Annotated in this window: 14 protein-coding genes; 2 read left to right on the forward strand and 12 right to left on the reverse strand. The window is 55.3% G+C overall.

Annotated elements, in window-relative coordinates:
- Nucleotides 1-212: 212 nt before the first annotated feature.
- Entirely contained in the window at nt 213-3206 is a 2994-nt protein-coding gene (locus HY868_07850) for a tetratricopeptide repeat protein (protein MBI5302036.1), read from the reverse strand.
- A gap of 206 nt (nt 3207-3412) precedes the next feature.
- Between HY868_07850 and HY868_07855 the strand changes: the two genes are divergently transcribed.
- Together HY868_07855 and HY868_07860 are read left to right on the forward strand one after the other, a co-directional pair.
- Entirely contained in the window at nt 3413-4477 is a 1065-nt protein-coding gene (locus HY868_07855) for a DJ-1/PfpI family protein (GenBank protein ID MBI5302037.1), read from the forward strand.
- A gap of 56 nt (nt 4478-4533) precedes the next feature.
- Nucleotides 4534-4743, forward strand: coding sequence for a hypothetical protein (locus tag HY868_07860; protein MBI5302038.1), 210 nt, complete (start codon nt 4534-4536; stop codon nt 4741-4743).
- A 471-nt stretch (nt 4744-5214) separates the two neighbouring features.
- Here the strand turns inward: HY868_07860 and HY868_07865 are convergent, their stop codons facing one another.
- The 11 genes from HY868_07865 to HY868_07915 all read right to left on the reverse strand — a co-directional run bounded on the left by HY868_07865 (nt 5215) and on the right by HY868_07915 (nt 15733).
- Nucleotides 5215-5460 carry a hypothetical protein gene (locus HY868_07865; GenBank protein MBI5302039.1) on the reverse strand — a complete coding sequence of 82 codons (246 nt, stop codon included), beginning with the start codon at nt 5458-5460 and terminating at the stop codon, nt 5215-5217.
- Between the two features lie 8 nt (nt 5461-5468).
- Nucleotides 5469-6227 (reverse strand): HesA/MoeB/ThiF family protein, encoded by a 759-nt coding sequence (locus tag HY868_07870; protein ID MBI5302040.1) that lies wholly within the window; start codon nt 6225-6227, stop codon nt 5469-5471.
- 11 nt (nt 6228-6238) lie between these two features.
- Nucleotides 6239-7498 (reverse strand): hypothetical protein, encoded by a 1260-nt coding sequence (locus HY868_07875; protein MBI5302041.1) that lies wholly within the window; start codon nt 7496-7498, stop codon nt 6239-6241.
- Between the two features lie 112 nt (nt 7499-7610).
- Nucleotides 7611-8462: a 3-methyl-2-oxobutanoate hydroxymethyltransferase gene (gene panB / locus HY868_07880; GenBank protein MBI5302042.1), complete on the reverse strand. Its 852-nt coding sequence runs from the start codon at nt 8460-8462 to the stop codon at nt 7611-7613.
- 127 nt (nt 8463-8589) lie between these two features.
- The gene (locus tag HY868_07885) at nt 8590-10467 is read right to left on the reverse strand and encodes an aldehyde ferredoxin oxidoreductase family protein (GenBank protein MBI5302043.1); all 1878 of its coding nucleotides are present in this window, start codon (nt 10465-10467) and stop codon (nt 8590-8592) included.
- Nucleotides 10468-10562: 95 nt separating this feature from the next.
- Nucleotides 10563-10961, reverse strand: coding sequence for a VOC family protein (locus HY868_07890; protein ID MBI5302044.1), 399 nt, complete (start codon nt 10959-10961; stop codon nt 10563-10565).
- 3 nt (nt 10962-10964) lie between these two features.
- A complete protein-coding gene (locus tag HY868_07895; protein MBI5302045.1) occupies nt 10965-11807 on the reverse strand; it encodes a branched-chain amino acid ABC transporter permease in 843 nt (280 codons plus the stop codon).
- Nucleotides 11804-12853 (reverse strand): branched-chain amino acid ABC transporter permease, encoded by a 1050-nt coding sequence (locus HY868_07900; protein ID MBI5302046.1) that lies wholly within the window; start codon nt 12851-12853, stop codon nt 11804-11806. Before HY868_07900 ends, HY868_07895 begins: the two co-directional genes overlap by 4 nt.
- Complete coding sequence (locus HY868_07905) at nt 12850-13539, reverse strand: ATP-binding cassette domain-containing protein (GenBank protein MBI5302047.1); 690 nt, start codon at nt 13537-13539, stop codon at nt 12850-12852. The genes HY868_07900 and HY868_07905 overlap by 4 nt, the downstream gene beginning before the upstream one ends.
- A 1-nt stretch (nt 13540) precedes the next feature.
- Nucleotides 13541-14269 carry an ABC transporter ATP-binding protein gene (locus tag HY868_07910; GenBank protein MBI5302048.1) on the reverse strand — a complete coding sequence of 243 codons (729 nt, stop codon included), beginning with the start codon at nt 14267-14269 and terminating at the stop codon, nt 13541-13543.
- Nucleotides 14270-14353: 84 nt separating this feature from the next.
- Nucleotides 14354-15733: an ABC transporter substrate-binding protein gene (locus HY868_07915; protein MBI5302049.1), complete on the reverse strand. Its 1380-nt coding sequence runs from the start codon at nt 15731-15733 to the stop codon at nt 14354-14356.
- Nucleotides 15734-15798: the final 65 nt, after the last annotated feature.

Genomic DNA, 15798 nt, shown 5'->3' on the forward strand with positions numbered 1-15798 from the left:
ACCGCTCGGCGTGGGTAACAGTCTTTGAAAAGAAGTCACGAGCCAACATGGAGAAAAAGAACTGCCCACGTGACCCGTCGAAACGCCGAGTCATTTTCTCTGGGACACCCTGTTCGTGCAAATCTATTATACGAGGAGAAAGATGAGCAAATCGGATAAATCAAACGCCCGCGCTCAATTGAGCGCGGGCTAGTTTTCCGTTTGTTTGACTTTCAAGCAGTTGTTTCCACATTCTCCAGCGCGTACTCGATGGCTTGTTCCAACGACATTGCGCGTCCCGCCGCCCGCGCGGTTTCAAATGCCGCTTCACCTAGTTGTGCGCGCACCGCGCTCACGTCCTCCTCAAACGAGCGGCGGTCTTTGTCGTTCAGCATCTCGCGCAGTGCCGCCGTCGCGCCAAGGAGTCGCGCGGCGTGTTCGTAGCGCTGTTCCGTCGCCGCCACTCGGCTGAATGCCCGGAGACATTCGAGGATTCCGCGCGTATTCCCCATCTCGCGGCGAAGCGCCAACGCTTGCTGATAAAGCGTTTCTGCCTGACGACCATCCTGGCGACGGAGCGCGATGGTTCCCAAACTGAAAAGATCATTCGCCATAGCATTCTTGTTCCCGAGTTCGCGGCGCACCTCCAGACTCTCGGTGAAAAGAGCCGCCGCGTGATCGAGATCACCCTGCGTCAGCGCAACATCGCCCCAGTATTCCAGCGCATTACCGATGAACCACCGGTTGCCTGACCGTCGCGCATGATCGAGCGCGGACGCGTACAGTGTGGACGCGCGTGAGAGATCGCCATGACGATGGGCAAACATGCCGTGCCCGATGTAAGTTCTCGCCGAGAGCCATTCAACGTTCAATTCCTGCGCGAGCGCGTGCGCTTCTTCAAACAACACGTTTGCCCTTGTCGGATCGCGCATGGCGAATCCTCCCAATAAACTCGCCGCGATGGCGATACCTTCTTTGTCTTCGAATTGTCTGTACAGCGCGAGACTCTCCTCAAGCAATCCCTCACCTTTCGCCGGCTTGCCCATCAAAAATTCCAATCCGCCCAATCCCAAGAGTGTGCCAGCCCTTGCCCACACGATGACGCGATTCTCTAGAGCTCGTTCCATCCAGGTGTGCGCCTCATTCCAGTAGCCGCGGAAGATCCAGAACCACGCCAGCGCTCTGGCAAGGCGCAGCGCCATCTCGCCCCTAGCGTGATCCGTTTGCCCAAGCGACCATGTCAGCGCGGCGCGCAAGTTTTCCATATCGCGCTCCAGCCGCTCGCACCATTCCAGTTGTTCGCTGGCGAGCACATGGGGTTCGGCTTGTTCCGCGAATCGGAGGAACCAATCGCAATGCCGCCGGGCGTAGATTTCGGATTCGTTTGCTTCCGCCAATTTTTCGCGGGCGTACTGCCGCATAGTTTCGAGCAAACGATAGCGCGTCGCATTGTCTCTTTGCTCTACAACGATGAGGGATTTGTCCAAGAGTGCGGTGAGCAAATCAAGCACAGTGGACAGGGGATGGTGGTCAGTGGTCAGATTGCTGTCCACTGACCACTGACCACTGACCACTGCTTCGATTGCTTCCAACGAAAAGCCGCCTGCAAAAACAGACAACCTCCGAAGCAAAGACCGCTCCGCGTCCGACAGCAAATCGTAACTCCAATCCATCGTTGCGCGCAGCGTTTGATGACGCGGCAATGCGGTCCGACTGCCACCGGTCAGCAGAGTGAAACGATCATCCAGCCGCGTCGCGATCTGCTCCGCCGATAAAACCTTCAGCCGCGCGGTTGCCAGTTCGATCGCAAGCGGAATGCCATCCAACCGCGCGCACACTTGCGCGACTGGCGCAGCGTTTTCCGCAAGTCGCCAATTCGCTGTGACCACCAGCGCGCGCTCGACGAAAAGTTGGATCGCATCATACTGTCGAAGTTGCGCAAGCGGCGGAATCCGCGCAGGGTCGGGGAGCGCGAGCGACGGCACGCGCCAAACCGTTTCGCCGCTTATATTCAACGGCTCGCGGCTCGTCGCCACAATTTGCAACTTGGGACACGCGCTCAATAGGGTTCCGATCAACTGTGCGCACGCGTCGAGCAGATGCTCGCAATTATCAGCGACGAGCAACAATTCTTTCGCGCGCAAATAATTCGTGAGGACAACCCGCAGCGACATCCCCGGCGATTCGCTCAAATTAAACACCATCGCAACCGATTGTGTCACGAGCGCGGGATCGCTCAGTGCGGCGAGATCAACCCACCACACGCCGTGCTGAAAGCGTTCTTCCATTGCGAGTTCAGTTGCCACCTGCAACGCGAGCCGCGTTTTGCCGCAGCCGCCCGCGCCGGTGAGTGTCAGCAACCGCGTGGTCGTGAGTAATCGCTTGACCTCGACCATCTCGTTTTGCCGCCCGACAAAACTGGTGAGCGGCAGCGGCACGTTTGTCGGTGCGCGCGTTTTAAGTGTCCCATCGCGGATGCTCTCGTACAACGCGACTGTTTCGCGCGATGGCTCGACGCCTAACTCTTGCTTCAACAAACGCCGACAAGTTTCGTACTGCGCGAGCGCGGCGCTGCGCAATCCACTGTACGCGAGCGCGCGCATCAATTGCCCATGCGCGTGTTCGTCCCACGGTTCAAGTTCGAGTTGTTGGCGCGCGTAGTTCTGCGCGAGTTCGTATTCGCCGCGTTCTTCAGAGTGCGCGGTTAAATCGCGCAGCGTGCGCAAAACCTGTTGTCCGATTTGCTCGCGCTTGAGCAACAGCCACTCTTCAACCGGCGCGCTGTCGCAGGAGAACCCATCGAGGAATTTGCCGCGATAGGTAGAGACTAGAGATTGGAGATTAGAGACGCTGTCCTGAACGGAGTGAAGGATTGGAGATTGGACCGTTGTCTGCAGGAGCCAAGTCATGGCATCGAGAGTGTAATCACTTGCCGCGTTGAATTGAATCGTGTCGCGCGTGATCAGCAAGAAGGGAGGTATGGCGCGGTGGTCGCCGATGGCTTGGCGGAGATTGGAGAGCGCGAGGCGCAAGTTGCGCAGCGCCTCGCGGTTGGGGAAATCGGGCCACAGCAAGCCCGCCAATGTCTCGCGCGCGTGAGGACGATCGTTTTCGACGGCAAGGTACGCGAGGAGCGCGCGCACTTTGTGCGATTCAAAGCTCGTGATCGGTTCGCCGTCCAACATTGCCTGAAACGCTCCCAGCAAAGAAAGCGCGAGATGCGGCATGGCTTCCCTCCTCCGAGTCAAGCGCTAACTGGCTTGAGCAACCGAGTTATAGCGCAACGTGATGGAGTTAAATGCACACTGATTGGCAATCCAATTATACCCCAGGGTTATACATTTCTCAATTCCCTACATCCTCCCTACGTTCTCCCTACGTTCGCTTGGTATAGTCAAGCTGAACTTTTGATTTCCAATTCAAGGGGGAGAAAATGAAAACGAAACTGTTTTTGATTTGTGCCATCGTGCTCTACGTTATCGCATTTGGCGCGTGCGCCACGCCGGCGCCAACGCCCGTGCCGCCGCCCGATCCCGCGTCGCTGATCAAAGTCCTGGTAGACACGCTCAATGCCGGGAACGTCGATGCGGCAATGGCTTTCTTCGCGGATGACGCGACTCAAACCCAAACGCCTCCGCCAGCGGGTACGTCGGGCGTGCGGACCGGCAAAGAACAGATCCGTGATTTTTACAAGGGCTTGATCGCCGACCACTTTAGCGTTGAGTTGAGCAACGTCAGGGCGGTAAGCGACAAGATCACCTACACCTGCACGTTTTCCACGGATTCGTACAAGAAAATGGGTGTCGCCCCGCTCGTCACGATTGAGGAAGCCGTGTTCGTGGGAGGCAGGATCAAGTCTCAAACGATTACCGTGACGCCAGAATCGCTTGCAAAGATCCAAGCCGCGATGGCGGCGGCGCAAGCCAAGACGGCGCCTCCAAAAAAAATCCTGCTGATCCTCGCGTCGGAAAAATCGGAGGACATGGAACTTGTGCTAACCAAAGAAGTTGGCGTGATGGTTAGTACGCTTGAAAAGGCGAGCTACAAAGTAGTCGTGGCGTCGGCTTCAGGTCAGCCCCTTGTGGGAAGCGCAACAACTCTGAAACCGGATCTGAAATTGGCAGATGTCCAAGTAGACGACTATGCCGGTGTCATCGTGCCATGCTTGGCGCCCATCTCGTCCGAGTTCAAAGTTCCCCCTGACGCTGCCGAGATTGTAAAAAAAGCAGTCGCACAAGGAAAGCCGGTTGCTGCCCAGCTCACTGGTGTTTTTACATTGGCCGCCGCCGGTGTTTTGAATGGCAAACAATTCGCGATAAACCCCGGTTATGAAAATTACATTCCCAAAGCCGGAGGCATATTCAAAGGCGCAGGCGTCGTCCAAGACGGGAACATCGTCACTTCGGGGACTTGTCCCAAGATGGCGTCGGCGGCACGCCCTGATGGAACCACCGAGTTGACCCAAAAGTTCATCGCTTTGCTTGCATCCGCTCGCTGAGTTTTTGAAAGACCCTTCGGGTCTTAAACCCGAAGGGTCTGCCACTGGAAACCGCGATGACGACCCAGGAACCGCGCTATCTCGCATATATGTTGCGCTTGTGGCAAGTGCGCGACAACGGAGAAACGACTTGGCGCGCTTCGCTCGAAGATCCGCACTCCGGCGAGCGGCGCGGTTTTGCGTCGCTGGAAATGCTGTTCGCATTTTTGCGAGAACAGACATGTACAGAAACGCGGCAGCAAGAAAATAGTCCGAAAGTCAATTAGTCGTCTGGTCAAATCAAGTGCGCGCCATAGCAAAACCAAGAGCGGATTCGTCGCCGCTCTTGGTTTTGCATAAATTAGAATCCTCATGCCGGGTTTATCCTTCAAATGGTCTCTGATGTTCCACCATTGAGGAGCTACGATCCTATTTTGCCCTACCCGATACGCGTGTTATACTATGATTCAATCAAAGTAGGGACGAACAAAACAAATGCCAATTCAAAAAGCCACCGCTAAAGCGAAAAGTAATATCGCGTTCATCAAACAGTCAATTGACAAACATATTGCCCGGTACTTTGACCGCGCGTTTGGTGATTAGTCTGGGAACTCGTGGTGCCAGCGTGAATGCCTTTCCTATTCCGCTGACCTGAAAGGTCAAAAATCCGCGCTTCTCCAAGCGCGGATTTTTTAACTGCATTATTGAAGTTGGCTCGTGTGATTTCTGAGCTTGAGGTCCACGAAATTCGGATTGATTCAACCGCCAAAGTAGGGGTGTTGGATGCGCACGTCGTCTCCAGCGTTCAAGCGGATTTGATCGAACATGTCCGGTTTGATGACCACGCCGTTGATGATAAAGACCAGGTAGCTCTTGCCGGTTTTTGCTTTGAGCGTTTTGATCATAGGATCATCCGCCAGTTTTTCCTCATACGCCGCGACCAGATCGGACAGCGGCGCGCCCGGCGGAATATCGCAACCTGGCGACCCGATGAGAACTCGCATAGCTTCCTCTATTCGTACGTAGACATCGCGCAGACACAATCTTTGGACGGTCCCTGCAAGGGAATGATCTCGAACTCGTTGCGCCATAGATCGAATTGGATCATTCCCTGCGCCAGGGACGTGTGGTTTCCGGACAGAAACTTGAGCGCTTCGTTAGCGGCAAGCGTGGCGGCAAAAGTTGGAATGGTTCCGAGAATCCCGACGGTATCAAGCCAAGGGATATTGTCGCTGGGCTGGATATTGGGGAAGAGACAACGTAAGCAGGGTGTACGTCCGGGAATCGTAAGCAACACAGTCCCTTTGCTTCCCAGCACGCCGCAGTGAATCCACGGCTTGCGCAATCGAATGGCGGCGTCGTTAAGAATGAGCCGGGTCGCGATATTGTCCAAAGCATCGAGAATCAGGTCGGTGTCTGTCATCAGTTGATCGATGTTGCTCTGCGAAATTTCCAGCACCTCGGCTTGAATCTGAACTTGACTGTTCACCAATCGCAACTTGCGACCCGCCGCTTCCGCTTTGAAAGCGTTCTGTGCCACATCCTCCTCGTCGAAAAGAATCTGGCGGTGCAAGTTTCCCAGTTCCACACGATCGCGGTCAACCAGTCGCACGCGCCCCACTCCCGCGCGAACGAGCAGGTGCGCCAGGGTACTGCCGAGTGCGCCTACCCCGGCGATCAACACCGACGACGATCTCAGCCGCGCTTGCCCCTCCAGACCGAGACCGTGAAAAATGATCTGCTTTTTGTACCGGTCGTTCGCATCGCTCACGAACTCACCTTTCACGATTGGTGCAAGTTGCTCGCCGCAACGACTCCAATTCCCGCGCAAATCAAAGCATCTGCCGTCAAGTTCACCGAATCGTGTTTGTCTAAATAGTTTCTGAGAAGCGCCGGCATCAATCCTTTCGCTTCGACATCGGCTTTGGCGGCAAAATAATCCAGAATGTCCGATGGATGCTCGCGACATTTTTCGGTTTCGACTTCGCCGCCTTCGTGCTTCGCTGAGATGTTCGGCACGACCTTTGCCAGTTCCACCAATTCGTCCCGGCGATTGTACGGCTGCCGCACGATTGATTTCCAGGTTTCCGTGATGTGATGCTCGAAACGCACCTTGTCTTCCAAACCAAGCGCTCGTCTTAGTTTCGCAGACTGGATGATGGTGTCGTTGTTGACCGAGTTGGAAAGATTGAATCCGATGAGACTGGTTGTGTCGTCCTGCCGCGAAAATAGTTTGGCGGTCATCAACGTCCACAACACCGAAAGCGGATTGTCGTTTCCCATGAACACGGAAATCTTGAACTCGATGTCCACACCTAACTTGTAAAGCAAGTATCCGGCGAGCACCGTGCCGGGGTTGATGTTGAGGACTTGGCGCACGCCGTAGGTGGTGTAGTGATAGAGAAACTCGTCCACCCATTTGAAAGGATAGTCATTGGGCTGACCAACTCCACCAAAGTAGCCGGTGATCGTGTCCGGTCCTCCCAGGTGGATATTGCTGCCATCGGTCCCCTTGGTATCCAGCGTTTCCACGTACGTCGCGCCGACGATCTGCACCGCCAGCGCGGTTGCCAGAATATCGCCATGGTCCTTGCGTTGCTCTTTCATGTTTCGCACACGGATGTAGCGACCGGGCATCAACTCGCGTTTTTCAATTGCTTGTTTGGCTTCGGCGATCAACCAGGGAAAATATTGCAGTGCGCTGATTTCCAGCGTCACGGCATTTTTTGTGTTGATTGCGGCAGGATTGATCCCACGACTCTGGTAGTAGTCGAACATGGAGATGAATGCTCCAGTGTCGCGCTGCGCGGCGAGCCATTCCAGATCAGCCACATAGGGCGATTGCATCTCTTTCAAACGCGCCATGAGATTTTCCGGCTTGCGCGCGTCGGCGGCTTTAGCGTTGATTGCCTGGGGTCCGCCATAGCGCTCTACGATTTCTAGCAGCCGGTTGACCGACTCGTTGTTCGGATCGGCGAGAACCGCATTCACTTCGACTAAACGTTCTTCTTCGATACGTACACGATCGCGCAAATTTTCCATTGAGTAATTCCTCAAGCCCTCCTCACCCCCTTCGCCCCCTCTCCCCTCTCCTGATTGAACTACATCAGGAGAGGGGAGAGGGGGTTGAGGGAGTGGGGTGAGGCAGTGCAGCTTATTTTTTCATACGTGCCATGAACTTGTCATGCTCGCCTTCGATCATGCGATAGCAGTGTTCCTCGCCGGGGAACGTGCCGGCGCGAACATCTTCGCAATATGCCTTCATCGCATTGGTGATCACCTCGGCGACGTTGCAATATTTCTTGACGAACTTGGGCGTGAATGCTTGGAACTGCCCGATCAGATCGCTCACGATCAACAACTGCCCATCGCAATGCGGACCCGCGCCAATCGAGAGAACCGGGATCGTGAGCGTCTGGGTGATGTATGCGGTGACCTCCGGCGGCACAGCTTCCACCAGCAGCATCTTCGCGCCGGCTTTTTCGACGGCGAGCGCGTCTTCGACGACGAGTTGCGCGCTGTCCGCGGTGCGACCCTGCGCCTTGTGCCCGCCGAGTTGCCCGGAACTTTGCGGCGTCAACCCGATGTGTCCGATGACGACGATGCCGGCATTCGTGATCGCTTCGATTTGACGCGCCACGCGCACGCCGCCTTCCAACTTGATCGCGTCCATCCCGGCTTCTTTGAAAAAGCGCCCAGCATTAAGGACGGCACCCTCGACCGAAACCTGGTAACTGAGAAACGGCATGTCGCCGATGACGAATGTGTTCGGCGCGCCGCGACGGACGGCTTCGCAGTGGACGATGCACTGATCCATCGTCACCGGCACGGTGCCCGAATAGCCGTAGACGCACATGCCGAGCGAATCGCCAACCAGGATCATGTCCATGCCCGCCGCTTCGGCGAACTGGGCGGTGGGATAATCGTAGGACGTGAGCCAGCAAATTTTTTCGCCGGCTTGTTTCATGCGATAGAAATCGTGAATCATCAATTTTGTCTTTGCCACGAAAAGCTCTCCTGAAAATACGACCGCCGACGGCGGACCGCCGACCGTCGCAAAGATTTTCATCTAATCGTTTTACGTTTTACGCTTCACGTTTTACGTTTCACGCATCACGTATCACGCATCACTTTTATTCCGCGTATGCTTGCATTCCCAATCGCTCGATCAATTCCTGGGTCGGCTTGCCTTCACTATCCCACTGCCGATGAGCGTAATAGTCGAGGATCGCTTGGTCCAAGCCCTCGGGTATTTTTCCTGCCGCCGGACCAGAATCCACTGGCTCCATGAATCGTTTTGGATAACTGAAATCGTCTGCCTTCTGCCACCCGTAGCGGATGTTGAGAATTTTCTGGAGTGTGGTGATGCGCTCGCCGCAATGGCGCAAGTCATCCTGGCTCCACTCGAGTCCGGTGGCAGAGTTGATTACGCCGAGCAGATCGGTCAGGTTGTAGGAGGCAAATTCCTGGAACTTGCAATGTACCGCTGAGTTGATCACGTTGCAGTAATCATGGAACTTGGCGTTGCGCTCCGCCGCCTTCTCCCAAGACCAGCGTTCCGCGTTCTCGACATGATCGATTCCCCATTCCGGCAGCATGATGTGACCGACCCAGATGTGCTGGCTGTTGCCGCGTTCGTGGTTGGGACCCGCCGCGACGCCGGTGCAATAATTCAGCGCGCTGATGTACTGCGCGCGCCAGTTGTGCGCGGCGATTTCTTGTCCCTTCATCGCCACCGCCCAGTCTTCGGATCCCTTGCCATAGTGCGCCGCGGCGGCTTGGCAACCCTCGCCCAGCCACCAGCCCAATCCTTCCGCGCGCTCGCCGATTTTCTTGACCATCTCGACCATCGCATCGGCGTTGCCCCAAGTCAGATCGATGCCATACGTATCTTCTTTCGTGAGAACACCCTTTTCGTACGATTCCATCGCCCAAGCGAGGACGCCGCCGAGACTGATCGTGTCCAAGGAATAGATGTTGGCTAACTCGCCTGCGTATGCCACGGCTTCTTGATTGGAGACCAAGAGGTTGAACCCCATCATCGCAAACGATTCGTACTCTGGTCCTTTACCCTTGTACGCATAAGGTCCCTCTAGCACCTCGCACTTGTTGTGACATTGGATCACGCAATAGCGGCAGGGCCAGGGTTTGGCGTTGAGTTTTTCCACGTATGGTCTGCCACCCAGGTTCGCCACGCCTTCCGGAAAATCGGCGAGCTGGTAATTCTTGATCGGCAGATTACCTTGCGGAGCAAACAATGCGGTTGCCATAGCCGTACCCAACCACGAGATCTGAAACTCTTTGGGTTTGAGCGATTGCTGATCCAACATGCGTTTGTGGAGGGCTTTGTTCAGTTCCTTGATTTTATCCAGATCGTGATATTCGCATTCCTGGGTTCCGTGTACGGCGATGGCTTTCAAATTCTTGGACCCCATGACCGCGCCCAAGCCGCAGCGTCCCAGGTACGATTTCTTGGCGGTCTGCACATTCGCATAACGCGCCAGTCGTTCCCCGGCGATCCCGGTGCTGGCGACTTCAAACTTGTCGCCTTCGGCTGCGCGGATAATGTCCTCCGCTTCGTAGGCATCCTTGCCCCAGATGTGCGCGGCGTCCTTGATCTCCGCGCCATCGTCGGAGACTTTGATGTAGACCGGGCTTGCCGCTTTACCCGAAATCACCAGCGCATCAATACCGCACGCCTTCATCTCCATGCCCCAGGAGCCGGTCGCAGACGATTCGACGTTCATCTTGATCGCCGGACCGATCGCACCGGCGCTCCACTTGGCTGCACCGCTTTGCCGTGAACCGGATAGCGGACCCGCCGCCATGATCAACCGGTTTTCCGGATCGAACGGTCCCGTGCCGGCTTGGCACTCTTTCCAGAGGTAGTACGCGACGAGACCGCTCCCGCCCATAAAATATTGGTAGACTCCATCCGGCACATTCTCGGTGTGACATTCACCTTTCGACAGGTCAACTTTCAAAACCTTGTGCCAAACACCTTTCATCATGGTTTTTCCTCCTTGAAAAATAGACCGCCGACGACGCGGACGAATTCCGTCCGAGACCACTGACCGCCGTCCATCGGCTTCTGACATTATGAATGTTACGGGTCGGACAACTCAATAGGAACGTTGTCCAAGATTCCGGATTTGATAAACGCGATTCGTTTTCCGCGCAGACCCAGGACTGGCTGTGGCGTCGCCATTTGCGCGCCTTTGCTTTGCAGATTCGCGATATCGGTTTCGATGTTATCCGACAGCAGACAGAAGTGATGAATGAAACTTCCGCGCTCGCCGACCATGCGCGCGACCGAACCATCCTTCGAGTAATCCTCGACCAATTCGAGCATGGCTGCGCCCCAGGAAATCACGGCAACCCTCATGCTTCGGTCCGGCACATCCTTAATCGCCGGCATTTCGAGATCGAAAGTTTTGCAGAATGACTCAACCGCCGCTTCGATATTCGTTACAAAAATGCCGATGTGTCCGATACCTTTGATCATTAACTAATCCTGGGTCAATCTTCTAGAGCGAACGATAAGCACAAGCGCCATTACGATGAACACCATTGCGTTGGCTGCCTGCGACCAGAACCGCCCGGTGATCGCCATGACCATCCCCAGCGCCAGCGCGGCGATGAACGTACCGTTGAGATTTCCCATGCCGCCGACGATCACCACCGCGAAGGCGAGGAGCAGAATATGAAAACCCATGTACGGTTCTGCGGACGAAATCGGCGCGTAGAGGATGCCGCCCAGAACCGCGAGCGCGCTGCCTAATACAAAAATGATGCTAAAGTACTTGTTCACGTCCAAACCCAGGCAGCGTACTCCATCGCTGTCCTCTAACGCGGCGATGACAATTTTGCCGATGATGGATCGTTTGAAGAAAAGCCGGAGCGCGAGAAACAATACCACCGCGCAGATAAAGATCGCGATCCGGTACACCGGCAGACCAAAATCAGCCACCTCAATCGAAATCCCAACCGGATCGTTGACCGGTTGCGAAGTCGTGCCCCAGAGCATTTTAATCGCGTCGGTGCCGATCAGCAAAACGCCATACGTCGCAATGATCGCATAATCCAGCCCTTCGCCGTACAAACGCCGAATGATAAATCGCTCGATGAGGTACGCCACCGGCAGCATGACGATCACACTTGCCGCCAGCGCGAGGAGGAAGGAATCGTCGAAAACTTTTAGAAACGCGATAAAGAGGTAGACGCCGACCGCGTACACCATGCCATGCGCAAAGTTGATAATCCGCATCGTGCCGAAGGTGAGCGCAAGTCCAACGGAGAAAAAGTAAAGGATCGCGCCGATGGTGAATCCGTAAACGATCGTCTGAATCATGGCGCGTTCCTTGCCACGCGAAAACGATAGTGCCATTGGGTGCGAATCACGCCGACCACACCTTTGCGCATCGCGAATACAATGATCAGTAGGATGATGCCTAGCCACATTTCCCATTGCGGCAGTTTTACACCGACAACCTTCGACAATTCTGGGATCGCGACTGGCAAAAAGTTTTTGATGAGCATAAAGATCGCGCCACCGATCAACGCGCCGTAGAGATTGCCCGCGCCGCCGATCAACACGGCGAAAATAACTTCCACATTTCCAAAGGGACTGATCACCTGGGGGCTGAGGAATCCGCGTACCAGCGTGAAGATACCGCCAGCGAGCGCGGCGAGCGTGGAACTGATGACGAAGACAATCCACTTGCTGCGGAACGTGTCGTATCCAAAAAACGCCACGCGCTTTTCGTTTTCTTTGATCGAACGCACGAGGATGCCGAACGGCGAAGTCGTCAACACTCGCAGAAATGCAAAAACCAGGAGCAGTACGATCCCGACAAAGAGAAATGCCGACAAATCGTCGTTGAGATCAACGATCCCGAAAAGCTTTTCGGCGTTGCAAGACAATCCATCGTCGCCGCGCGTGAACTTGGCAAGCGGCGACCGGATGATAAAGAATCCAATTTCGTTGAACGCCATGTTGATCAACGCGAACGATGCGCCGTGCGTCCGCATGACGATGAGACCCAGGACTGCCGACAAGATCGCCGCCACTGCAACGCCAACGAACAGCGCGGCAATCGGATTTTTTCCGGCATTGACGAGAAACAGCCCCGTGCCATACGCGCCAGCGCCATAGTATAACATGTGACCAAAACTGAGATGCCCCATGTACCCATAAAGCAAATCAAAGCTCAATACAATAATGAAGAAAATGATAAAGTCGGTGAGCCAGTGCAGTTTGATCGTTGTCGAGAGCAACAGGATACCAACGACGATGAGAGCTAACTCTCCAAAGATTTTCCAACGCGGAGGACGCGAAAGAGGCGAAAGGGAACGCGCAAGATGCGAAACAGCACGCAAGTCGGCAGGCATGTTCACAAGTACGTCTCCAATTGAGCTGAATCGACGATAGCGGCTCTGTCGGCGATTTCGCAAATGAGGTTGCCTTCCTTCATCACGTAGATGCGGTCTGCCAGCCGCTTGACGATTGACAGATTCTGCTCCACGATGATCGCAGAAACCGCGTTGCGCATGGAGCTTAGAATCCGGAAAATATCCTGGATCACAATTGCCGCCAAACCCTCGGTGGGTTCGTCAATCAACAAGACCTTGGGATCGCCGACCAGTGCACGACCAATCAACAAAATTTCGCGTTGCCCGCCGGACAAATTGCCCGCCGGCATGTCGCGGAATTCTTCGATCTTGGGGTAGAGCTGGGTGACCTTGCTCCACGCCTTGTCCATTGATTCACCCGCGCCGTATGCGGCAAGTTCGATGTTTGAACGTACGGACAATTCGCTGAATACTTTCTTGTCCTGCGCCACAAAGCGAAAACCCATGCGCGCTAATTTCTCCGGCGGTTGACCGGGGATGGACTGATCGTTGTACGTGATCGTCCCATTGATCGGCTTGAGCAAGCCGGCGATGGTTTTGAGCAGCGTGGTTTTGCCCGCGCCGTTGCGCCCCACGATAAAAACCATCTCGCCGGGATTCAGGGTCAAGTTGAGATTGTGGATCACTCGGGCGTGACCATACGCGACACCCAGGTCACGGATTTGCAGCACGTTACTCCTCCTTGCCCCAATAACATTCTCGAACTTGCGGGTCGCGCAGCACGACATCGGGTACGCCATCGCAAATGAGCCGACCCTCATTCATCACAACTAATCGTTCGACCAAATCCACGATCTTGGAAATCTTGTGTTCGATGATCACGACCGTGCGTTCGGTCTTGATGCGCTGAATCAGCGCGGCGACTTGCGCGATCTCGTGATCGCTCAACCCAGCGAGCGGTTCATCCAACAACAGCAAGCGCGGTTTCAGCGAGAGGACGACCGCAATCTCCAACATGCGCTTGTCGCCGTACGAAAGTTCGGCGACGCTCGCGTTTGCTTTGTCGGTGAGTCCCACCCAGTCAAGTGCCTGTGCGCAACTTTCCAGAATTTTGGTGCGCTGCGCCGAACGGAAAAAGAAACGCGGCGGCGACATTTCCGCGCGTTGAAAGCGGACGTTCGTTAGCACCAAGTTTTCCCACACCGTCAGCGAGGTGAACACCGAAACCAATTGAAAAGTTCGACCGACACCCAGTTTGACGCGCTCGTGAGGCGCAATGCGTGTGATGTCGCGCCCCTCGAAAGCAATTGCACCATCGGATGGAGGAAAATATCCGGAGAGCAGATTGAACAGCGTCGTTTTGCCAGACCCATTAGGTCCGATTATGCCGGAGGTTTGCCCTTCGTGAACACCAAAATCAACTTGGTTGACAGCCGTCAAGCCATTAAAGCGTTTGGTCAGTTTCTGAGTGGCGATCAGCGCGTTCATATCTTCTCGTCGGGGAGAGACCCTAAGGGTTTCCAAAACCCTTAGGGTCTGAACACCCTAGTATCCCATCGCGCTCAACGGCGGGACGAACGCATCGCCGCTGTACACATCAACGATCTTGGCAAAGTCGAACTTGGCATCGTAGCGATCGCTCTTGCGCTCGGCTGCCCCTTTGCCCGCGACGATCCAGGTCGAATATTTGTAGACGACTGCGCCGTCTTTGCGCCACTTGGCTGGACCTTTCGCACCTTTCCAATCTGGGTTATCCATCAGCGCGGCATACATCTTGTCCGGGTCGGTGGACTTGGACAGTTCCATCGCGCGTGCGATTTCCATGACGCCGTAGTACGTGCTCATCGCGTACGGATCCGGCGGCTCTTTCCGACCTTGCATCCATTTCGTGACAAATTCTTCGGACGCTTTGACCACATCGGCGTCGCTGAATCCGCGCATGTCATGGTACCAGAACATCTGACCCTTGACGCCTTCCATCGCGTTTGCCGGGATGCCAGTCGCAAACGCGTTCATCAACCAAAAGTGGAACAGCGGGGCTTTTTTGCCCGCGCCCATTTCCAGGGCTTGCTTGAGGGCGTTGACCGCATCCGCGCCCCACGATCCGACGAACACCACATCGGGTTTGTATTCAAGCGATTTGATGAGATAGCTTGTCAAGTCCGGGCTATTGACCGGATGCCAGATCGTCGTAAACTCGACGCCTTTGCGATCCTTCATCACCGCTTCAAAACCCTTCATCGTACCCTGACCGATCGAATAGTCGGGCATAAAGTTGGCGATGCGCTTGGCTTTCATTTGGTCAACCATGTAAGCAGCCGCGCCACGTCCTGCCCATTCCGATGCGGCGACGATGCAGAGCGATGTGGGGGCTTTGACCTCTTTCTTGAAAAAGTCTTCGGGCACACCGTTGGTGGCGATGAACAAGGTCTTGGTCTTTTTGACTTCTTCATTGAGCGCGACCGAGATATTCCCCATCGAGCCGGCGACGAGCGCGGTGGCTTTCTGGTCTTTGACGATTTCGTTAAAGCGCGCCACTGCGACTTGGGGATTGGATTCGTCGTCGCGGAACACGCCTTCGATCTTCATCTTGACGCCGCCGATGTTGATGCCGCCGTTCTTGTTGATTTCGTCAATCGCCATCTTCGCGCCTTCCATTTGACCGGTGCCGATGGCAGCGCCCGATCCGGTGAGAGAGTACATCGCGCCGATCTTGACCGTCCCGGCAGGTGGGGGCGGCGCGGTGGGCGCAGTCGTCGGTGCGGCTGTCGCCGCAATCGTCGGCGCACTAGTGGGCTTGACTGCTGGGACAGGTGTGTTTGGAACAGGGGTGGGAGCCGGGGTAGGTGTTGCGGCGCAAGCTGACAATACGAACAAAATTGTCATTAATACGATCATTCCGACAAGTCGTTTCGTGGTACTCATTGTGGTAGCCTCCTTGCTAAGGTGAGATTGCGTTCAATCAAATTCTCGAAGACGGCAGCGTCTCC

The organism is Chloroflexota bacterium, from assembly GCA_016219275.1.
GTDB lineage: Bacteria > Chloroflexota > Anaerolineae > UBA4142 > UBA4142 > JACRBM01.